Annotated in this window: 20 protein-coding genes; 12 read left to right on the forward strand and 8 right to left on the reverse strand. The window is 63.9% G+C overall.

Translation table 11 applies throughout. From position 1 onward, the window contains the following. Positions 1 to 40 precede the first annotated feature (40 nt). From ACK8OU_RS09525 to ACK8OU_RS09540, 4 genes are all read left to right on the forward strand, one after another. Positions 41 to 793: an ABC transporter ATP-binding protein gene (locus tag ACK8OU_RS09525; RefSeq protein ID WP_410303152.1), complete on the forward strand. Its 753-nt coding sequence runs from the start codon at positions 41 to 43 to the stop codon at positions 791 to 793. Then, entirely contained in the window at positions 786 to 1,478 is a 693-nt protein-coding gene (locus ACK8OU_RS09530) for an ABC transporter ATP-binding protein (protein WP_410303153.1), read from the forward strand. Before ACK8OU_RS09525 ends, ACK8OU_RS09530 begins: the two co-directional genes overlap by 8 nt. Before the next feature lie 13 nt (positions 1,479 to 1,491). After that, positions 1,492 to 2,370, forward strand: coding sequence for a branched-chain amino acid ABC transporter permease (locus ACK8OU_RS09535; protein ID WP_410303154.1), 879 nt, complete (start codon positions 1,492 to 1,494; stop codon positions 2,368 to 2,370). 74 nt (positions 2,371 to 2,444) lie between these two features. Then, entirely contained in the window at positions 2,445 to 3,365 is a 921-nt protein-coding gene (locus ACK8OU_RS09540) for a branched-chain amino acid ABC transporter permease (RefSeq protein WP_410303155.1), read from the forward strand. Between the two features lie 37 nt (positions 3,366 to 3,402). Here the strand turns inward: ACK8OU_RS09540 and ACK8OU_RS09545 are convergent, their stop codons facing one another. Further along, the gene (locus tag ACK8OU_RS09545) at positions 3,403 to 3,876 is read right to left on the reverse strand and encodes a MaoC family dehydratase (RefSeq protein ID WP_410303156.1); all 474 of its coding nucleotides are present in this window, start codon (positions 3,874 to 3,876) and stop codon (positions 3,403 to 3,405) included. A gap of 52 nt (positions 3,877 to 3,928) precedes the next feature. Further along, positions 3,929 to 4,951 (reverse strand): TRAP transporter substrate-binding protein, encoded by a 1,023-nt coding sequence (locus tag ACK8OU_RS09550; RefSeq protein ID WP_410303157.1) that lies wholly within the window; start codon positions 4,949 to 4,951, stop codon positions 3,929 to 3,931. A 159-nt stretch (positions 4,952 to 5,110) separates the two neighbouring features. Between ACK8OU_RS09550 and ACK8OU_RS09555 the strand changes: the two genes are divergently transcribed. After that, positions 5,111 to 5,548: a PaaI family thioesterase gene (locus ACK8OU_RS09555; RefSeq protein ID WP_410303158.1), complete on the forward strand. Its 438-nt coding sequence runs from the start codon at positions 5,111 to 5,113 to the stop codon at positions 5,546 to 5,548. On the opposite strand, the gene ACK8OU_RS09560 is transcribed toward ACK8OU_RS09555, so the two are convergent. After that, positions 5,545 to 6,327, reverse strand: coding sequence for an enoyl-CoA hydratase/isomerase family protein (locus ACK8OU_RS09560; protein ID WP_410303159.1), 783 nt, complete (start codon positions 6,325 to 6,327; stop codon positions 5,545 to 5,547). The genes ACK8OU_RS09555 and ACK8OU_RS09560 overlap by 4 nt on opposite strands. A gap of 154 nt (positions 6,328 to 6,481) precedes the next feature. Here ACK8OU_RS09560 and ACK8OU_RS09565 point away from each other — a divergent pair, with 154 nt between their 5' ends. Together ACK8OU_RS09565 and ACK8OU_RS09570 are read left to right on the forward strand one after the other, a co-directional pair. After that, positions 6,482 to 8,122, forward strand: coding sequence for an AMP-binding protein (locus ACK8OU_RS09565; protein ID WP_410303160.1), 1,641 nt, complete (start codon positions 6,482 to 6,484; stop codon positions 8,120 to 8,122). A gap of 22 nt (positions 8,123 to 8,144) precedes the next feature. Continuing rightward, entirely contained in the window at positions 8,145 to 8,954 is an 810-nt protein-coding gene (locus tag ACK8OU_RS09570; protein ID WP_410303161.1) for an SDR family NAD(P)-dependent oxidoreductase, read from the forward strand. A 60-nt stretch (positions 8,955 to 9,014) separates the two neighbouring features. On the opposite strand, the gene ACK8OU_RS09575 is transcribed toward ACK8OU_RS09570, so the two are convergent. The 4 genes from ACK8OU_RS09575 to ACK8OU_RS09590 all read right to left on the reverse strand — a co-directional run bounded on the left by ACK8OU_RS09575 (position 9,015) and on the right by ACK8OU_RS09590 (position 13,581). Continuing rightward, a complete protein-coding gene (locus tag ACK8OU_RS09575) occupies positions 9,015 to 10,040 on the reverse strand; it encodes a TRAP transporter substrate-binding protein (protein WP_410303162.1) in 1,026 nt (341 codons plus the stop codon). 74 nt (positions 10,041 to 10,114) lie between these two features. Continuing rightward, positions 10,115 to 11,143, reverse strand: coding sequence for a TRAP transporter substrate-binding protein (locus ACK8OU_RS09580; protein ID WP_410303163.1), 1,029 nt, complete (start codon positions 11,141 to 11,143; stop codon positions 10,115 to 10,117). Positions 11,144 to 11,219: 76 nt separating this feature from the next. Beyond that, positions 11,220 to 12,776, reverse strand: a complete 1,557-nt coding sequence (locus ACK8OU_RS09585) for an AMP-binding protein (RefSeq protein WP_410303164.1) — start codon at positions 12,774 to 12,776, stop codon at positions 11,220 to 11,222. Between the two features lie 37 nt (positions 12,777 to 12,813). Then, positions 12,814 to 13,581 (reverse strand): enoyl-CoA hydratase-related protein, encoded by a 768-nt coding sequence (locus ACK8OU_RS09590; protein WP_410303165.1) that lies wholly within the window; start codon positions 13,579 to 13,581, stop codon positions 12,814 to 12,816. Between the two features lie 217 nt (positions 13,582 to 13,798). Here ACK8OU_RS09590 and ACK8OU_RS09595 point away from each other — a divergent pair, with 217 nt between their 5' ends. Genes ACK8OU_RS09595 through ACK8OU_RS09615 form a run of 5 tightly spaced genes read left to right on the forward strand, consistent with a single transcriptional unit; the run spans position 13,799 to position 18,408 of the window. Next, positions 13,799 to 14,938 carry a CaiB/BaiF CoA transferase family protein gene (locus ACK8OU_RS09595; RefSeq protein WP_410303166.1) on the forward strand — a complete coding sequence of 380 codons (1,140 nt, stop codon included), beginning with the start codon at positions 13,799 to 13,801 and terminating at the stop codon, positions 14,936 to 14,938. Beyond that, positions 14,935 to 15,423, forward strand: a complete 489-nt coding sequence (locus tag ACK8OU_RS09600; RefSeq protein ID WP_410303167.1) for a TRAP transporter small permease — start codon at positions 14,935 to 14,937, stop codon at positions 15,421 to 15,423. Before ACK8OU_RS09595 ends, ACK8OU_RS09600 begins: the two co-directional genes overlap by 4 nt. After that, positions 15,420 to 16,712: a TRAP transporter large permease gene (locus tag ACK8OU_RS09605; RefSeq protein WP_410303168.1), complete on the forward strand. Its 1,293-nt coding sequence runs from the start codon at positions 15,420 to 15,422 to the stop codon at positions 16,710 to 16,712. The genes ACK8OU_RS09600 and ACK8OU_RS09605 overlap by 4 nt, the downstream gene beginning before the upstream one ends. Before the next feature lie 7 nt (positions 16,713 to 16,719). Continuing rightward, complete coding sequence (locus tag ACK8OU_RS09610; protein ID WP_410303169.1) at positions 16,720 to 17,583, forward strand: MaoC/PaaZ C-terminal domain-containing protein; 864 nt, start codon at positions 16,720 to 16,722, stop codon at positions 17,581 to 17,583. Positions 17,584 to 17,598: 15 nt separating this feature from the next. Continuing rightward, the gene (locus ACK8OU_RS09615) at positions 17,599 to 18,408 is read left to right on the forward strand and encodes an SDR family NAD(P)-dependent oxidoreductase (RefSeq protein WP_410303170.1); all 810 of its coding nucleotides are present in this window, start codon (positions 17,599 to 17,601) and stop codon (positions 18,406 to 18,408) included. Positions 18,409 to 18,423: 15 nt separating this feature from the next. Here the strand turns inward: ACK8OU_RS09615 and ACK8OU_RS09620 are convergent, their stop codons facing one another. Continuing rightward, positions 18,424 to 18,831, reverse strand: a complete 408-nt coding sequence (locus tag ACK8OU_RS09620; protein WP_410303171.1) for a VOC family protein — start codon at positions 18,829 to 18,831, stop codon at positions 18,424 to 18,426. Positions 18,832 to 18,878: the final 47 nt, after the last annotated feature.

Genomic DNA, 18,878 nt, shown 5'->3' on the forward strand with positions numbered 1-18,878 from the left:
GGCATGCCGGTGGGCAATCGCGCGCCGGAAGGGGGTATGGGTGTCCGGAAATATCCTGGAAATCCGCGGCGTCATCAAACAGTTCGGCGGTTTCAACGCGGTCAACGGCGTCGATCTTGACGTGGCCGAGGGCGAGATCCACGCGCTGATCGGCCCGAATGGCGCGGGCAAGACCACATTCTTCAATCTGCTGACCGGCAACCTGCCGGTCACAGCGGGCACGATCCACTTTGGCGGGCAGCTGATCTCGAACCTGTCGATGGACAAGATCGCGCGGATGGGGCTGGTGCGGTCCTATCAGATCTCATCGATCTTCCCCGAGTTCACGGCGCTCAACAACGTCCGCTTTGCACTGCAGCAAAAGCGGCGCACGAATTTCGATTTCTGGTGCAACGAGCGTACGCTTGCCAGCCTGAACGACCGTGCGATGGAGCTTCTGGAAGAGCTGGACCTGGGCCGCTGGGCCGATACCCGCGCAGGCGATCTGCCCTATGGCCGCAAGCGCGCGCTGGAGATCGCCACGACGCTTGCGCTGGAACCACGGGTCCTGCTTCTGGACGAACCCACCAGCGGCATGGGCCGCGAGGATATCGAGCGCGTCACCGATCTGATCCGCAAGGTTGCGATCGGTCGCACGGTGGTGATGGTCGAACACAATCTGCCTGTGGTGCGGGGCCTGTGCGACCGCGTGACCGTTCTGGCCCGCGGCGAGGTCATCGCACGCGGCCGCTACGACGAGGTATCCGCCGACCCGCGCGTGGTCGAGGCCTATCTGGGGGCGCATCATGCTTGAGATCCGCAACCTGAATGCCTGGTACAGCGAAAGCCACGTGCTGCACGGCGTCAACATGGATATCCCAAAGGGCAAGGTCGTCTCGCTTCTGGGGCGCAACGGGGCGGGCAAATCCACGACCATGCGCTCGATCATGGGGCTGATGGACCGGACTGAGGGCAAAATCCTGCATGACGGTGTGAACCTTCTGCGGCTGCGCCCCAACCACATCGCCCGGCGCGGCATCGCGATCTGCCCCGAGGATCGGGGTATCTTCCCCTCGCTCAGCGTGATGGAAAACCTGATGCTGCCGCCGATCGTGGCGCCCGGCGGCATGAGCCTGGAACGGATCTACAAGCTGTTCCCGAACATCCAGGAACGCGCGCAAAGCCGCGGCACGGAACTGTCGGGCGGGGAACAGCAGATGCTGGCCATCGCACGCATCCTGCGGACGGGGGCGACGATCCTGCTGCTGGACGAGCCGACCGAAGGTCTGGCCCCCGTGATCGTGCAGCAGATCGCCCGCACCATTGCCGAGATCAAGGAGCTTGGTCACACCATCCTTCTGATCGAACAGAATGCCCATTTCGTGCAGGGATTGGCGAATGTCCATTACCTGATGGAAAACGGCGTGATCGTTGACCGGCTGGAGGATCATGAATTCGCGTCACAGATGGACCGGGTCGACCGGCTTCTGGGCGTGTAGGGCGGAGGACGCGATGTTTGAATTCGACATTAACCTGATCCTCGGCCAGATGGTCCTGGGCCTTGTGAACGGGGTGTTCTACGCGATCCTTTCACTGGGTCTGGCGGTCATCTTTGGCCTTCTGGGGGTGATCAACTTCGCGCATGGTGTGTTCTTCATGATGGGCGCCTATTTCGCCTACATGCTGACGACCTACCTGGGCATCGGCTACTGGGGGGCGATGATCCTCGTGCCGCTGATGGTGGGTACCATCGGCCTTGTGGTCGAGATCGTGCTGATCCGCCACATCTACAAACTGGATCACCTGTACAGCCTGCTGCTGACGCTGGGCCTTGCCGTCTTCATCGAGGGGGGCGTGCAGATCATCTTCGGCCCCCGCGGCTTGCCCTATCAGATCCCCGAGAGCCTGCGCGGCGCCGTCAATCTTGGCTTCATGTTCCTGCCGATCTATCGGGCCTGGGTGGTGGGCGCGGGGATCGTGCTGTGTCTGGTCACCTGGTATCTGATCGAACGCACCTCGCTGGGCGCGAAACTGCGCGCGGCCACCGACAACCCGCGCCTTGTGCAGGCCTTCGGGATCAACGTGCCGATCATGCTGACCCTGACTTATGCGGCGGGCGTCGCGCTGGCCGGGATCGGCGGGGTCATGGCCGCGCCGATCATGTCGGTTGACCCGGGCATGGGCACCCACATCACCATCGTTGTCTTTGCGGTGGTTGTGATCGGCGGCATGGGGTCAATCATGGGGGCAATCGTCACTGGCCTTGGTCTTGGCCTGCTCGAAGGTCTGGCCAAGGCGATCTACCCCGAGGTTTCCTCGACCGTCATCTTTGTCGCCATGGTGGTGATCCTGATCCTGCGCCCGCGTGGCCTTTTGGGGAAGGTGGCCTGAGCATGGACAGTACCGTCATTAGCAAGGGAAGCGGAAACATGGCAACACATCCGGCCGAGTTCCAGTTTTTGGGCATGACCAAGGCGCGCACCGTGGCCTTCGCCATCTTTGCCCTGGTGATCGCGCTGGGACCGCTTGTCGTTTACGACGTGTTCCTGATGCGGGTCTATTGCCTGATCATCTTTGCATGTTCGTGGAGCCTGCTTCTGGGCTACACGGGGTTGATGAGCTTTGGTCACGCCGCCTTCTTCGGCGCCGGGGCCTATCTGTGCGGCCATGCCGCCGCCCGCTGGGGCCTTCCGACCGAGCTTTCGATCCTGGTCGGAACCCTTAGCGCCGGGATGCTGGGGCTGGTCTTCGGCTGGGTCGCGATCCGCCGGCAGGGCCTGTATTTCGCAATGATCACCCTGGCACTGGCACAGATGACCTATTTCGCGGCGGTGCAGGCCCCCTTCACCGGCGGCGAAGATGGCATTCAGGCCGTGCCGCGCGGGTCGATGTTCGGGCTGGATCTAGCCACGAACAGCACGCTGTACTGGGTGATGGCGGTCATCGTGCTTGCCGCGATCCTTCTGTATAACCGCATCGTCCATTCCCCCTTCGGCCAAGTGCTGCGCGCGATCCGCAACAACCCCGAACGGGCCAAGTCGCTGGGCTACAACGTGGACCGGTTCAAGCTGGCCTCGTTCACGATCTCGGCGGCGATGGCGGGCTTTGCAGCCTCGATGAAGACCATCGTGTTCGGCATCGCGACGCTGGACAACATCGCCGTCGGCGCAACCACCGAAGTGGTTCTGATCACCCTGGTCGGCGGCATCGGCACAATCTTTGGCCCCGTGGTCGGCAGCTTCATCATCCTGTCGATGGAGCATTTCCTGTCGCCCTATGGGCCTTGGGTCCTGCTGATCGAGGGAACGGTCTTCATGCTCTGCGTGCTTCTGTTCCGGCAGGGGATTGTCGGCGAAATCCAGGCGCGCCTGAAAAAGCCGCTGTAAGAAAACGGGGCCCGTTACGCTTTGCGCGGGTGGTTCGTCAGACGGGCCGTTTCCGCACCAGTTCCGACACCTGCCCCGACAGAACCTCGGTTCCATCCATCCGGCGAAGGGTGATCTGGTCGGTGACGATCCCCGCCGCCGGGTTCGAGGCGCTTTCCCTCACCTGAATGGTTTCCCATTCCGCCTGAACCGTATCGCCCAGCCGCACCGGCGCGCGAAACCGCACCTCGGCCCAGCCCAGAAGCGCGATCCCCGAGGTGACAAGCCGCCCGCTTCGCACCACCAGCCCATGCGCCAGCGCTAGGTTCAGCATCCCGTGCGAGATGCGTCCTCCGAACTCTGCCTGCTCTGCAAAACTCTGGCTGGTGTGCAGTTCGGCCATGTCGCCGGTCAGCCCGGCAAAGGTCATCACGTCATGATCGGTGATTGTGCGGGTGGGCGACAGCCCGCGCCGCCCGACCTTCTGAAGCTCAAACCAGTCGATCTGGTCCGGCGAAACCCAGTTGAACATCTTCGCTCCCTCTATGCAAAAACCCCGCGCCCGATGGCGCGGGGTCAATCTGTCACTTGGCGGTTGCGGCGCGTAGATCGTCCAGCATCGCCTGCGGATCTGCGAGGCCTGCGTTCTTGGCGCGGGCAATCCAATCCGCCTCAATCGGCGCAATGATCCCCTGGATCTGCGTCACCACCTCGGGCGCGGCATCGGCGCGCACTACCCCAAGACCCTCAAAGCTGGAAAGCGCCGCATCCACCGCCTTCTGGTGGGCATCGCCCGACTGCTGCGCAAGGACCGCACCCGAAATCGCCGTGATCGCCGCGCGATCCTGCTCCGAGATGCGCTCCCAAGAATCGGGATTGATGGCCAGCATGTTCACCGTGCTTGCAAGGCCACCCGGATAGAAGGACAATTGTTTGAGTACCCCTTCCAGCTTGAAGCCGGTCACGGTCTCCGGGGTGATTATGCCACCGTCGATCACCCCACCCGCGGCCAGTTCGTAAATTTCGGGCACCGGCTTGACGACCGGAACAGCACCCAAAAGGTTCAACATCTCGGTCGTTGCGGGTTGTGGGCTACGCAGTTTGGCACCCTTAAGGCCCTCGACCGTGACGATCGGCTCCTTGGTCGTGAACAGATGCGCGGGGCTGCCGCTGAACAGGGTCAGGACATGCACGCCTTCAAAGATGTTCAGCGGCGCGACGTTCTTTTCATAGACCTCCCAAGTCGCGGGGCTGCGCTTAGCGGGTTGGTCGCCATAGAAGGGCAGCTCGAATCCTTCGATCAGCGGGAACCGACCGGGGGTGTAGCCCGGCACGACAAAGCCGATATCGGCCTGCCCGTCGGCCACCACGTCGAATTGCGTCGGGGCAGAACCCACGACCTTAGGCGTCGGTTCGATCTTCACGCGGCCCTCGGTCACCTTCTCGACTTCGGCGATCCAGGGAAAGATTAGGTCGGTGTTGATGAAATAAGTGGTCGGCAGCCAGTTCGAATAGCGCAGCGTGACCGTTTCGGCCGCGGCGGCACCCGCCATCAGGACCAGCAATGACCCGCCAAGCGCGGCGCGGCCGATAATAGAAATTCCCATGTCTTCCTCCTGTTGCAGTGGAAGGTCTGCCACCTGTCCGGCCCCTCCGGCAAACGCTTCGCTATAATACGGTACGTGAGCGAACTTGTATTGCAAGCGAAATGTCTGTTGCGCATGATGCGAAGGCTTATGACCTTGCAGCCCGGAAAGGACCGCCCGATGCAGACCGCGATTCCCGTGACCGACCCGAACCCGCCGCCCGGTTTCATCCCGATGACCGGCGTGACCCCGGCAGAGGTCTTTTGCGGCCCGTTCTACGTCTGCGAAGCCGAGGGCGACCGCCCTGCCCGGCTGGGCTTTCGCGTGCAGCAGCACCACCTGAACGGCGCCGGGGTCTGCCACGGCGGGATCCTGTCGCTGTTTGCCGACCTGCAGGGCTACATGCTGCCGCAGATCGAACGCACATCCGGGTCTGCGCCGACCATCACCATCTCGGTGGATTTTCTGGCACCCGCCAAACTGGGCGATTGGGTTGAAGGGACGCCGGAATGCGTCAAGGCGACCCGCAAGATGATCTTCTTCCAGTCGGTCCTGCGGGTCGGGGAAGATGCCGTCGCGCGCTGCAACGGCATCTACAAGCTGGTCAAACCGCGCTAGGGCTTGAGGAAACCGCGCTCGACGGCGCGGGCGGCCAGGCTGCCGGTACCGCGCATCAGGATCTGGGTGCGGTTCTCCAGTTCCAGCGCGGCGGAAAGGCTGCCCGCCTCAAGGTTGGCCCACATGCCCCGTTTGGTCATCCAGGTCGAGAGGCCGCCGTTTTCCGCGATCTGGTGGGCCAGGTTTTCGGCCTGTTCGTCCAATCCGTCGGCATGCAAGGCCGAAACCAGCCCGATCCGCTCTGCCTCCTCCGCGCCGACCATGCGGCCGGTCAGCATGATCTCGAAGGCCCGGGTCGTACCGATGGCGCGGGGCAGCAGATAGCTTACGCCGATGTCGCAGCTGGACATGCCGACCTTGATGAAAGCCGCGTTGAATTTCGCCCCCGGACCGGCGATCCGCAGGTCGCAGGCAAGGGCCAGACCAAAGCCCGCGCCGCAGGCCGCGCCGTTCACCGCGGCAATGGTCGGTTGCGGAATGGCGCGCAGGCGCGTCACCAGGCTTGCATAGCGTTCCTGGCGCGCCATCCAGGCCGCAGTTTCGTCCCCTTCGCCTTCGGCCTTTTCGGCCAGCGACAGGTCGAAGCCTGCGCAAAACCCGCGCCCCTCGCCGGTCACGATCAGCACCCGGGCGGGCCCTTCGGTAACCTCGTCCAACAGGCGCAGCATGTGCCGCACCATGTCATCCGTCAGCGCGTTAAGCTTGTCCGGCCGGTTCAGACGCAGCGTCGCGATGTGGCCCTGAACCTCCAGGCGCACCGTGTCTTGGGTGTTCGTCATCCTGTTCCTCCCTTATGCCTCGCGCCAAGGATTGGCTGCGCCCCGCTGCGCAGCGATCGACGACAGCTTTTCTTGACAGCTTCAAGATTTACCATCTAGCGTATCATATGCAGAATAACAAATGGCCCGACATGGCCAAAAGGGGGGGGGTATCATGGCCGCTACGTTCGATCTGCAAACCCATCGGGCCGCGATGCGACAGCAAGGCTGGTGGCAGGACAGAACGTTCGACGATCTGCTGAAGGGTGCCGTCGACCAGTTCCCCGACAAGCCTGCGATCCGCGCCTATCGAAGCGACGCTGGCTTTGACGCCCCGGTCGGGTCGCTGACCTTCGCTGAACTAGAAGCGGCGGTTGCAAAGGCCGCCGGCGCCTTTCGCGCGCTTGGCATCGGGTCCGGCGATGTGGTCGGCGTGCAGCTGCCGAACTGGTGGGAATTCGAGGTCTCGATCCTGGCGCTCAATCGGATCGGGGCGGTGCCGAACCCCTTGATGCACATCTTCCGCGAACGCGAGTTGCGCTTCATGCTGGGCTTTGCCGAGGCGAAGGCGATTGTGATTCCCAGCACCTTCCGGGGCCATGACTTCTTGACGATGATGGCGGGGCTGCGCGCCGATCTTCCCGCGTTGCGCCATGTAATCGTGGTCGATTGCGAGGGCCCGGACAGCTTTGACCGGCTAATCATGAATGCCGATGCAGCGCCGATCCCGGCCGGCCAGGGAACGCCCGTCGCGCCCGATGAAATGTCTGTGCTGATGTATACCTCGGGCACGACAGGGGAACCCAAGGGCGTGATGCATTGCGCCAACACGATGCATGCCTGTGTCACCGCCCTCGGCAACCGGTTCGGCCTGCGCAGCGAGGATGTGCATATCGGTGCAACACCTTTTGGTCACATGACCGGCTATACCGCCGTCATGGTGCAGGCGCTGAAATATGGCAGCACCACGATCCTGATGGATGTCTGGGATCCGAGGGCCGGCGTTCAGATCATGCAGCGCGAAGGGGTGACGCATATGGCGGCCTCTACCGCCTTCCTGTCGGACATCTGCGCGCAAATCCGCGCAGGCGCCACGCCACCTCGGCTGCGGACCTTCCTCTGCGGCGGCGCGCAGATCCCGCCCGCGGTGATCGAGGAGGCGCGCGCGCTTATGGGGATTGGCGTCTCGTCGCTGTGGGGCATGACCGAGGGGCTGGCGGGCAGCCTGACCGAACCCGAACGTGCGGCCGAAAAATCCGCCAGCACCGATGGCCGCACCGTCGAGGGGGTGGAGCTTCTGGTCGCGGATGAAAACCTCAATCCCCTGCCCACCGGCAAGACCGGGCGGTTGTATTTTCGCGGCTCGCAGCAGTTCATCGGCTATTTCAAGCGCCCGGGCCTGTGCGGGCGCGAGCCCGAGGGCTGGTTCGACACCGGCGATCTCGCCTACATGGACGCCGAGGGCTACATCCGCATCGACGGCCGCACCAAGGACATCATCATCCGCGGCGGCGAAAACGTCCCCGTGGTCGAGATCGAGGCGGTGCTGTATCGCCACCCCCGTATCGCCGATGCGGCCGTGGTAGGCTATCCCGATCCGCGCCTTGGCGAACGGGGCTGCGCCGTGCTGACGCTGCGCGAGGGCACGACCTTTACCATGACCGAGCTCTGCGACTGGATGGCGCAGAACGGCGTCGCCCGCCAATACTGGCCCGAGGCGGTCGAGGTGATCGAGGTGATGCCCCGCACCCCCAATGGCAAGATCAAGAAGCCCGACCTGCGCCCGCTGGCCGCGAAACACAGCGCAGCAAACTGACCCGCAATTGAAAGGCAACAGAATGACCGACAGGCTGGAAGGAAAAGTCGCCATTGTCACTGGCGCGGCGCGCGGACTGGGCCGCGCCTACGCGCTGAAACTGGCCGGGATGGGCGCCGATGTGGTGATCGCCGATCTGACGCTGGATGGCGCGAAGGACTGGGGAGAGGTTCTGGGCGCCGAAAGCGTTCCCGCCGAAATTCAGGCGATGGGTCGCCGCTCGGTCGGGGTGGAGGGCGACCTGACCCGCCCCGAGGCGGTCGCGCGCTTGTTTGACGAGACAATGAAGGCCTTTGGCCGGGTGGATATCCTGGTCAACAACGCGGGCGGAGCGATCGCGCGCGACAGTGGGCCGCTTGGGACCCAGACCTCGCAGGCGGATTACGACCTGCTGATGGACGTGAACCTGCGGTCCTGTCTTCTGTGCTGTCAGGCGGCGGCGCCGATCATGACCGCGCAGGGGTCGGGGGTAATCGTCAATATCTCGTCCCAGACCGGGGTGTCGCATCTGCCGGGCGGTGTGCTTGCGGTTTATGGCGCGGCCAAGGCGGCGGTGGCATCGCTGACGCGCAGTCTTGCGGCCGAGCTGGGGCCAAGCGGGGTACGGGTCAATGCAATCTCGCCGGGAATTATCATGACCGCCCGCGTCGCGACCCAGGCCGCACAGCGGGGCATCGGAACCAATTCGCAGGCCGCAGCCCTGCCGCTGCGCCGACTTGGCACGGTCGAGGATTGCACCGGCGTTTTGGAGTTTCTGGCCAGCGACCAGTCGCGCTATGTCACCGGGCAGGTCATATGCGCCGATGGCGGCGCGGTGCTGCACCCGAACTGAGGGCCGCCGAACGAACAAAAAAAACGGGCCCTGCGGGGCCCGTTTTCAGATTGTCTTCCGTCAGTTCGCGGCGGCGATTTCGGCGGCGAAGAAATCCAGCATTTCCTGCGGGTTTTCCAAACCGGCCGCCTTGGCCTTTTCGGCCCAGCTTGCCGTGACGGGGGCGAGAACCTCCTTCATCTTCGCTTCTTCTTCTGCGCTGATGCGATCGATCTTCATGCCTTCCGCTTCCATCTTCTCGACGGCCTTCTGGGTCTCTCCGACGTGCAGATCGCCGGAAGCCTTTGCAATCTTTTCACCCGAGATTTCCAAGATCGCCTTCTGGTCGGCCTCGGAAATCTTGGCCCAGGCGTCGGGGTTCACCGAAACCAGCACCGTGGCCGAAGACATGCCGCCCGGGAAATAGGTCATCCGCTTGAAGACCTCGTTCAGCTTGAAGCCGATCGTCGCATCCGGCGGGTTAGTGGCCCCGTCGATCACGCCGCCCGCGGCCAGTTCATACACTTCCGAGGTCGGCTTGCTGACCGGGGTCGCGCCCAGAAGCTCCAGCATGGCGGTCAGCGACTCGTTCGAGCTGCGGATCTTCGCGCCCTTGAACGCCTCGATTGAGGACAGTTCCTTGCCGGTGGTGAAGATGTGATAGACCCCGGTCTGGTAGACGGTGAGCGGAACGACTTCTTCGAAGATGTTCAGCGGCGCCATGTACTTTTCATAGGTGCGCCAAACGGCAGGCCCCCGCTTGGCCTCGTCTTCGCTGAAGAAGGGCAGTTCAAGCCCCTCGATCAGCGGGAAGCGGCCGGGGTTGAACCCGGTCACGAACAGCGACATGTCCGCCAGACCATCGGCCACGACGTCATACTGTTGGGCAACGCTGCCCACGACCTTGGGGGTTTTTTTAACCTTCACGCGGCCTTCGGTCACGCGCTCGATCTCGGCGAACCAGGGCTCCATCACCTGAACATCCAGCGGATAGCCGGCCGGCAGCCAGTTCGAATAGCGCAGCGCCACCTCTTGCGCCTGCGCGGCAAGCGCGCTGACGGACAGGGCAAGGCCAGCGATCACGCCGATTTTGGAAAAACGGGTCATTGTCATCCTCATTAAAGTTGTTCGTTCATAGGCGTCAGCAACGGGCCCGGCAGAGCCCGTTGCTGACTGAAAGGTCACTCGCGTGCGGCGGCGACTTCGGCGGCAAAGAAGTCCAGCATTTCCTGCGGGTTCGCTAGGCCGGCGGCCTTGGCCTTCTCCAGCCACTCGATCGTGACGGGGGCGACGATCTCGCGCATCTTGGCGGCCTCTTCGTCGGTCATCCGGTCCACGGTCATGCCACCGGCTTCCATCTTCTCGATGGCCTTCTTGGTTTCGTCAAAGTGCAGGTCGCCCGACATCCTGGCAATCTTTTCCCCCGAAACGCTCAGGATCGCCTGCTGATCCGCCTCCGAGATCTTGTCCCAGGTGTCGGGGTTCACCGAAACGATCACCGTGGTCGAGGTAAGGCCGCCCGGCACGAAGGTCATGCGGTTGAGCACCTCGTCAAGCTTGAACCCCAGAAGCGCGTCCGGGGGCGTCGTCGCCCCGTCGATCACCCCGCCCGAGGCCAGTTCATAGACCTCGGAGACGGGTTTGTTGACTGGCACGGACCCCATCAATTCCAGAATGCGCGTCAGCGACGGGCTGGAGCTGCGGACCTTGGCCCCCTTGAAGTTCTCGACCTTGGAGAGGTCAAGCCCGGTGGTGAACAGGTGGAACGACCCGGTCTGGAAGATCGACAATGGGACAACTTCGGGGAAGATATTCTGCGGGGCAATGAACTTTTCATAGGTGAGCCAGACGGCGGGACCGCGGTCGGCTTCGTTGTCGCCGTAGAACGGAAGCTCAAGCCCTTCGATCAGCGGGAAACGGCCGGGCGCGTAGCTGACCACCATCAGCGACATGTCCGCCATCCCGTCGGCCACGACGTCATACTGCTGGCCGACGCTGCCCACGACCTTGGGGGTCTTTTCAACCCTCACGCGACCTTCGGTCACGCGCTCGATATCGGCGAACCAGGGCTCCATCACCTTGACGTCCAACGCATAGCCGGCCGGCAGCCAGTTGGAATAGCGCAGCGTCACCTCTTGCGCCTGCGCGGCAAGCGCGCTGACGGACAGGGCAAGGCCAGCGATCACGCCGATTTTGGAAAAACAGCTCATTCTCATCCTCCCGGAAAATGGCCCGCCCAAAGGCGGGATCAGCGGCGCCCCGGTGGGCCGGGTGCGCCGGATTTCGTCAGATCTTGCGCGTCTGGCCCGCCCAGTAGGGGTCGCGTAGCACGTTCTTCATCACCGTGTTCTTGGGCGACAAAGGCAGCGGTTCGCTGCGGAACTCGACCGATTTGGGGCATTTGTAGCCACCGATCAGGGTGCGGCAGTGCGCGATCAGTTCGTCCTCGGTCGCGGTCGCGCCCGGTTTCAGCACGACGACCGCATGGACCTGCTCGCCCCATTCCGCGGACGGGATACCGATCACGGCAGCTTCATGCACGGCCGGATGCTGGAACAGCGCGCGTTCAACCTCGATCGAGTAGACGTTTTCGCCGCCCGTCACGATCATGTCCTTCACGCGGTCGGCGACATACAGATAGCCGTCCTCGTCCAGATAGCCGGCATCGCCCGAATACATCCAGCCGTCGCGCAGCACCTCGGCGGTCTGCGCGGGTTTGCCCAGATAGCCGCTCATCAGATAGTCCGAGCGCATCGCGATTTCGCCCATCTGGCGCGGGGGCAGGGTCGCGCCGTCAGGCGCGACGATCTTGACCTCGACCCCCGGTCCGGGCTGGCCGCAGGACCGGATGCGTTCCGCCTTGGGGCCGCTGAACACATGGTCGCGCCAGCGCAGCATGGTGGCGAAGCCACCCGTCTCGGTCATGCCATAGATCTGGTAGAAACGCAGCCCCGGCAGTTTCGCCGCCGCCGCCGCCATCAGCGCCTCGGGCATGGGCGAGCCGCCATAGATGCAGGTCCGCAGGCTCGACAGGTCGTATTTGTCGAAATCCGGGTGCGAGATCAGCATGTTGACGATGGTGGGCACCATCACCGCATTGCTGACCTTGTGGTTGTGGATCGCGTGCATCATCGACAGCGGCTCGAACTTGGGCAGCACGACATGGGTGCCCCCGGCCATCGTGATGTAATGCACGGGGCTGGCGCCCGAGAAATGGAAGAAGCCGCCGACATAGGCAAAGCTGAGATCCTCGACATCGGGCAGCATCGCAAGCCAGGCGGTCGCGGCATGGCCAAGCGCGGAATGGGTCAGCGCCACGCCCTTTGGCTGGCCCGTGGTGCCGCCGGTGTAGAACACGGCGTAAAGGTCATCGCCCTTGCGGTCGGCATCCTCGATCGGATCGTGGCTGGCGATCAGATCTTCGTAGGACAGCATCCCTTCGGGGGTCGGCAGGTCGCCGATATGGATCACGGCCTTGAGGTCGGGATAGTCTTGGCGCAACTGGTGGCCCTGTTCGATGAAGGCGTCATCCACGCACAGCACCACGGCCTCGCAATCGCGCAGGGCGAACAGGTTTTCAGCCGCCGACCAGCGCACGTTCATCGGCGCAAAGCAGCCGCCCGCCCACGGCACGGAGAAGAACATCTCCAGGTAGCGGTCCGAGTTCATCGCCAGCACTGCTACAAAGGCCCCGTCGTAAACACCCAGCGCGCGGAACGCTGCCGCCATCCGCGGCACCCGGTCGCCAACCTCGCGCCAGCTGCGCTGGCGTGGACCACAAACCGTGGCGACCCCGTCTGCGTTGCGATGTAGCGCCTGCTTCAGCAGCAATGTGCCTTGCATTCCCATCCTCCCGTTGAATATCGCTTGTGCCTGCGACCTATCTCGTTCCGCGTCCCTTGAGGCGCGACAGGCGGGCATCCAGTTCCGCCTTGTCCACCGCCTGATTTGCCGCGACCGAGGCGGCGCGCTCCATCTGCAGCGCCTCCTCGAAGGGCAGTGCAAGGCCGCGCTGCAACAGCCGCTTGTAGGCCGCTCGCGCCTCGGGCACGCCCGACATCATCTGAAGCGCAAGCTCTTCGGCCTTGGCCCGAACCTCGCCATCCGGCACTACATGGTTCACCAGACCCCAGGACAGCGCCTCGGTGGCTGACAGGAACCGCGCGGTCAGGGCCATTTCCATCGCCCGCGCCGGGCCAATGCGCCGACTCAGCCGGACCGAGCCGCCCCAGCCCGGCAGCAGGCCCACCTGGCAATGGCTGTCGGCGAAGGAGGCGCTTTCCGCCGCGACCAGGAAATCGCAGGCAAGCGCCAGCTCCAGCCCGCCGGTCAGGCACAGCCCGTTGATCGCGCCGATGACCGGGCCGCTGAATCCCGTCAGCGCCGCCACCGGATCGTGGACATAGGCCCCCGCGGCGGTCAGGCTGGCGCTTTCCCATTCAGTGATGTCAAGCCCGGCCGAAAAGACCTTGCCCGCCCCGGTCAGGATCAGCACATGCACGTCCGGGTCCGCCTCCAACTCGCGCACCACATCTGCAAGCGCCTGCCGCAGCCCGATCGACAGCGTGTTCAGCCGGTCGGGCCGGTTCAGAACGATCGTCGCATGCCCCCGGGCCGACCGTTCGACCCGAATCGCATCCTCCTGCATTGCGCTCCTCCCCAGGATCGCGGGCGAGCCGTATTTCCGAGGGGAAAAGGCTCTGCTCGCCGCTTGTCAGGTTAATTCATCAATGTTATCGTAAGGCAGCGAACAAAAAAAGCAAGCGACGATTTCGAACCAATCAAGCGGTCGCCTGCACAAGAAAACCGCTTCTTCAGGCCGCTGGCCTGCAAGGCGCGGGACAGACAGACGTTTGGGAGGACAGATGTCAGGACCACTATCAGACCTGCGTGTCGTCGAATTTTCAGGCCAGGGCCCCGGGCCATTCGCGGGCGGCCTCTTGGCGGATTTCGGCGCGGATGTGATCCGTATCGACCGGCCGGGCGCGCCGCTGATGCCGCCGAAATACGACTTCTACAACCGCAACAAGCGGTCGATTGTCCTGAACCTCAAATCCACCGAGGGACTTGAGGCTGCCTTGGGGCTGGTCGGCACCGCAGATGTGGTGATCGAGGGGTTCCGCCCTGGCGTGATGAACAAGCTGGGCCTGGGGTATGAGGCTTGCGCCAAGGCCAACCCGCGCATCGTCTATGGCTCGATGACCGGCTGGGGCCAGGAAGGCCCGATGGCGATGGAGGCCGGGCACGACATCAACTATCTGGCGCTGACCGGGGCCTTGCATGTGATCGGCCACCCCGATCTGCCGCCCGCGCCGCCCTTGAACCTGGTGGCGGACCTTGGCGGGGGCGGTATGTATCTGGCCTTTGGCATCATGGCTGCCGTGCATGAGGCGCGCCGATCCGGGCAGGGGCAGCATATCGACGCCGCGATGATAGACGGCGTGTCGCATCTGATGTCGGCGTTCATTGCCTTTACCCAGCAGGGCACCTGGACCGAGAACCGCGCCGACAACATCGTGGATGGCGGTTCGCCGGACTACGGATGCTATAAAACGGCGGACGGCAAATATGTCGCAGTCGGCGCGATCGAGCCGCAGTTCTATGCCGCGCTGGTCACGACCCTTGGGCTGGACCCGGCCACAATCCCGGATCGGGCCGACCGCGCCAATTGGCCCGTGCTGAAGGCGATGTTTGCCGAACGCTTCCGCACCCGGACCCGCGCCGAATGGGAGGCGCTGATGGCGGGCCACGATGCCTGCTTCTCGCCGGTTCTGACCATGACCGAGGCTTGGTCGCATCCGCAGATGCGCGCTCGTCAGGTGTTCAGGAACTTCGATGGTTTGGTCCACCCCGGCCCTGCCCCGCGCCTGTCGCGAACGCCGGGCGGCCTGCGCCGCGCGACACCCGCACCGGGTGCAAACAGCCAGGAAATCTGGTCCGACTGGAACATGCCCACGGAACTGTGGGAAAAGCTCGTGTCCTCCAAGTCAGTAGGCCAGTCATGATTCGCCTGTTTGAACGTCTTGTTGCGATTTGGGTCGGGGTCACGCTGTTCGCATTGATGTGCGTGATCCTTGTCGATGTCGTCCTGCGCAACCTTTTCAATGCGCCGCTGGCCGCAGGCACCGAAATCGCCGAACTGCTGATGGGCGCGATGGGTTTTGGCACCTTGCCGCTGCTGGCGCTGAAGATGACGCATATCACGGTCGATTTGCTGCAGATCCGCCATAACGGCCCGGTGCATCGCCTGATCGGCGTGGTGACTAGCCTGTCGACCGCCGGGATCTTTGCGATCCTGACCCAACGCATGCATCTGATGACAGCGCGCACCGCGCGCAGCGGCGAGGTGCTGCCGCAACTCGGTCTCAGCTGGACGTGGATCTGGTGGATGCTTCTGGTCCTGTGCGCCCTGACCGTTCTGGTTTCGCTCGTCGCGGCCTTCAACGCTGCCCGTGGCACCCACGCCCCCCAGTCAGGAGCAGAACTGTGACCGCCACTCTCATCGCATTCTTTGCCGCACTGGCGCTTATTTTCCTGCGTATCCCGATCGGGATCTCGCTGGCGATCGTCGGCTTTGCCGGGCTTGCCTTCGAGACCGGCGTCAAGCCAGCACAGGCAGGCCTTACCGCGCTTGCCCAACATGGCGTGATGTCCTATTCGCTGACCGTGCTGCCGCTGTTCGTGCTGATGGGCAATCTGGTGGCCGGCGCCGGGATCTCGGGCAACCTGTTCCGCACCGCGCAGCAATTCATCGGGCATCGTCGTGGCGGCCTTGCGATGGCGACCATCGTCGCCTGCGGCGCCTTTGGCGCGATCTGCGGGTCAAGCGTGGCAACCGCGGCGACGATGTCGCGCGTGGCGCTGCCTTCGATGCGCGATTTCGGCTATTCCAACCGGCTTGCCGCGGCGACGCTGGCGGCGGGCGGCACGTTGGGCATCCTGATCCCGCCCTCTATCATCATGGTGATCTATGCGGTGGCGACACAGACCCATATCGGCATGCTGTTCGCGGGGGGCATTCTGCCGGGGCTGCTGGGCGTCCTGGGCTATATCCTGACCATCAAATACGTCTCGTGGCGAAATCCGGACGCGACCCCGCGGGGCGAGCGGGTCGGCTGGGGGCAGCGCCTGTCCTCGCTGCGCGCGATCTGGCCGGTGGTGGTGCTGTTCGGCTTGGTGATGGGCGGCATCTATTCGGGCATGTTCACCTCGACCGAAGCCGCGGGCATCGGCGCGGGCGGCGCGCTGATCTTCGCGATGTTTGCCCGGTCCCTGACCCTGTCAGACATCGCGCGCATCTTCGTGGATACGGCGATGGTCACGGGGTCGATGTTCATGATCCTGATCGGCGCCTCGGCCTTTGTCGAGTTCGTGAACCTGACCGGCGTGCATACCTATCTTGAGACCCTTGTCCGCGATTCCGGTGTGCCGGCGATCGGTGTGATCTTTATCATCGTGATGATCTACATCGTCCTGGGCTCGGTCATGGAATCGATGTCGATGATCCTGATCACGGTGCCAGTCTTCTTCCCGATCGTCATGGCGCTTGGCTATGATCCGGTCTGGTTCGGTCTGGTCGTCGTGATCGCGGTCGAGGTCGGCCTAATCACGCCGCCCATCGGGATCAACCTGTTCGTAATCCGGTCGGTTGCGCCACACATCAGCTATCGCGACATCTTCGCCGGGGTTGCGCCCTTTGTCGTGGCGGACGTCATCCGCATCGCGATCATCGCCCTGTTCCCGGCGATCGTGCTGTGGTTGCCCCAAATGATGTTCTGAGCCAGACATGACCATCAATCCCGAAACGGCTCTGGGTCTGACCGTTCCCGATCTGACCCAGACCTATACCAACCGCGAGACGATGCTGTATGCCTTGGGCATCGGCATCGGCCACGATCCGACCGACCTTGGCCAGCTTGGCTTTGTCTTTGAACGCGGGCTCAAGGCCGTGCCGACGATGGCCGTGGTTCTGGGCGAGACGATGGACTGGGTCTATCACCCTGATCTGGGGATGGATGTTCCCCAGACCCTGCATGGCGAGGAACGGGTGATCCTGCATCGCCCGCTTGCCCCCGAGGGTCGGGTGACGGGCCAGCTTCGCGTGACCGGACTGGCCGACAAGGGGCCGGGGCGCGGTGCCTTGGTTCAGGCCACCAAGACGCTGCGCGATGCCGAAACCGGCGCGCTGATCGCGACGGTGGAACGCACGGCCTTTGCCCGGGCCGATGGCGGTTTTGGCGGGGTGCATGGCACGATCAATCCCGCCGTGCCGCAGGCCTTGCCCAACCGCGCGCCCGACTGGACCTGCGATCTGCCGACGGTGGCGCAGGCGGCGCTGCTGTATCGTTTATCGGGCGACCGGATCCCGCTGCATGCCGACCCGGCGATGGCCCGCGCCGCCGGGTTCGACCGACCGATCCTGCACGGTCTGTGCAGCCTTGGCATGGCCTGCCATGCCGTCCTGCGCATGGCCTGCGATTACGACCCGGCGCGGATCGCCGAAATTGGCTGCCGCTTCACGGCGCCGGTCTATCCCGGTGAAACCCTGCGCGTCGAGCTGTGGAAAGACGGCAATACCGTCAGTTTCCGCGCCCGGATCACCGATCGTGGCGTGACCGCGCTGCATGGCCGCGCGATCCTGCGTCCCTGACCCGAGAGGAAGACTATGACCCAACCGCTTCTGGGCCAGACCGCCATCGTCACCGGTGCTGCGCGCGGCATCGGCCGGGCCTATGCGTTGCATCTGGCACGGCTGGGCGCGGATGTGGTGGTGTCTGACATCAACATGCAGGGCGCCGCCAAGATCGGCGAGGAGCTGACCGCCGAAACCGTGATGGCCGAGATCGAGGCGCTTGGCCGACGGGCACTGGGGGTTGAGGGCGACCTGCGCAAACCCGAAACCGTGGAGCGCCTGTTCCGCGAGACGATGGAGACCTTCGGCCGCGTCGACATCCTTGTGAACAACGCCGGCGCCGGGGTCTATCGCGACAGCGGCCCGCTGCCCACGCAGACGACGCAGGCGGGTTTCGATTTCCTGATCGACGTGAACCTGCGGTCTTGTGTGATGTGCTGTCAGGCGGCAGCGCCGATCATGGCGGCCCAAGGGTCGGGCGTGATCGTCAACATCTCATCCCAGACCGCGCTAGAGCCGCTGAAGGGCGGGTCAATGGCCGTCTATGGCGCGGCGAAATCGGCGGTGAACACCTATACCCGCAACCTTGCGGCCGAGCTTGGGCCAAAGGGCATCCGCGTCAACGCGATCTCGCCGGGGATCACGCTGACCGCGCGGCTACAGGCGCTGGACCCGGAAAACGGCGTCGGCACACCCGGGCAGCTGGAAGCGATCGCCCTGCGCCGCTTTGCCGTGCCGCAAGACATGGCCAATGTGCTGGAGTTTCTAGTGACCGACCTGTCCTCTTACGTGACGGGTCAGGTCATCTCGGTCTGTGGCGGAGCGGTGCTGACACCCAGCTGACCGCCCCCGCGCGCGTCAAAGGGTGCCGCGCACAAAGGCGGCGACGGCGCCCTTGGGACACAGTTCGATCACCGTGCCATGGCCCGCGCCCTTGGGGATCCAACCGCGGCGGAGCGGCAGGTTCTCGGTTGCGGGCTGGTCATAGACCTTGAGGCCGCGCGCGCGATAGTCCGCAATCGCGGCGTCCAAATCCTCGACCTCCAGCGCCACAACCACATCGCCGGGCTGCAGTTCCGTCTTGCCCGAGGCCTCGACCAGTTCGATGATCGTCCCGGCCGGATTGTCGAAGAACGCCAGCCGCAGCCCCAGTTCCGGGATCTCGCGCACCACTGCCTCGCCCAAGCCCAGGATCTTGCCGTAGAATTCCAGCGCAGGGTCCAACGCGGGCACGAAGATGCCGATATGGTCCAGAACGGGCGTCATGTTTTTCTTGCCTCCCACGTCATACGCTTATTTACTTTCAATCAGCG

It is taken from the genome of Pontitalea aquivivens (assembly GCF_046507575.1).
Lineage (GTDB): Bacteria > Pseudomonadota > Alphaproteobacteria > Rhodobacterales > Rhodobacteraceae > Pontitalea > Pontitalea aquivivens.

Coding starts and splice junctions, on each gene's coding strand:
- ACK8OU_RS09600 (WP_410303167.1), top strand. CDS start 14,935: ATGATTCGCCTGTTTGAACGTCTTGTTGCGATTTGGGTCGGGGTCACG.
- ACK8OU_RS09620 (WP_410303171.1), bottom strand. CDS start 18,831: ATGACGCCCGTTCTGGACCATATCGGCATCTTCGTGCCCGCGTTGGAC.
- ACK8OU_RS09555 (WP_410303158.1), top strand. CDS start 5,111: ATGCAGACCGCGATTCCCGTGACCGACCCGAACCCGCCGCCCGGTTTC.
- ACK8OU_RS09595 (WP_410303166.1), top strand. CDS start 13,799: ATGTCAGGACCACTATCAGACCTGCGTGTCGTCGAATTTTCAGGCCAG.
- ACK8OU_RS09535 (WP_410303154.1), top strand. CDS start 1,492: ATGTTTGAATTCGACATTAACCTGATCCTCGGCCAGATGGTCCTGGGC.
- ACK8OU_RS09550 (WP_410303157.1), bottom strand. CDS start 4,951: ATGGGAATTTCTATTATCGGCCGCGCCGCGCTTGGCGGGTCATTGCTG.
- ACK8OU_RS09590 (WP_410303165.1), bottom strand. CDS start 13,581: ATGCAGGAGGATGCGATTCGGGTCGAACGGTCGGCCCGGGGGCATGCG.
- ACK8OU_RS09560 (WP_410303159.1), bottom strand. CDS start 6,327: ATGACGAACACCCAAGACACGGTGCGCCTGGAGGTTCAGGGCCACATC.
- ACK8OU_RS09540 (WP_410303155.1), top strand. CDS start 2,445: ATGACCAAGGCGCGCACCGTGGCCTTCGCCATCTTTGCCCTGGTGATC.
- ACK8OU_RS09565 (WP_410303160.1), top strand. CDS start 6,482: ATGGCCGCTACGTTCGATCTGCAAACCCATCGGGCCGCGATGCGACAG.
- ACK8OU_RS09585 (WP_410303164.1), bottom strand. CDS start 12,776: ATGCAAGGCACATTGCTGCTGAAGCAGGCGCTACATCGCAACGCAGAC.
- ACK8OU_RS09545 (WP_410303156.1), bottom strand. CDS start 3,876: ATGTTCAACTGGGTTTCGCCGGACCAGATCGACTGGTTTGAGCTTCAG.
- ACK8OU_RS09610 (WP_410303169.1), top strand. CDS start 16,720: ATGACCATCAATCCCGAAACGGCTCTGGGTCTGACCGTTCCCGATCTG.
- ACK8OU_RS09580 (WP_410303163.1), bottom strand. CDS start 11,143: ATGAGCTGTTTTTCCAAAATCGGCGTGATCGCTGGCCTTGCCCTGTCC.
- ACK8OU_RS09530 (WP_410303153.1), top strand. CDS start 786: ATGCTTGAGATCCGCAACCTGAATGCCTGGTACAGCGAAAGCCACGTG.
- ACK8OU_RS09575 (WP_410303162.1), bottom strand. CDS start 10,040: ATGACCCGTTTTTCCAAAATCGGCGTGATCGCTGGCCTTGCCCTGTCC.
- ACK8OU_RS09615 (WP_410303170.1), top strand. CDS start 17,599: ATGACCCAACCGCTTCTGGGCCAGACCGCCATCGTCACCGGTGCTGCG.
- ACK8OU_RS09570 (WP_410303161.1), top strand. CDS start 8,145: ATGACCGACAGGCTGGAAGGAAAAGTCGCCATTGTCACTGGCGCGGCG.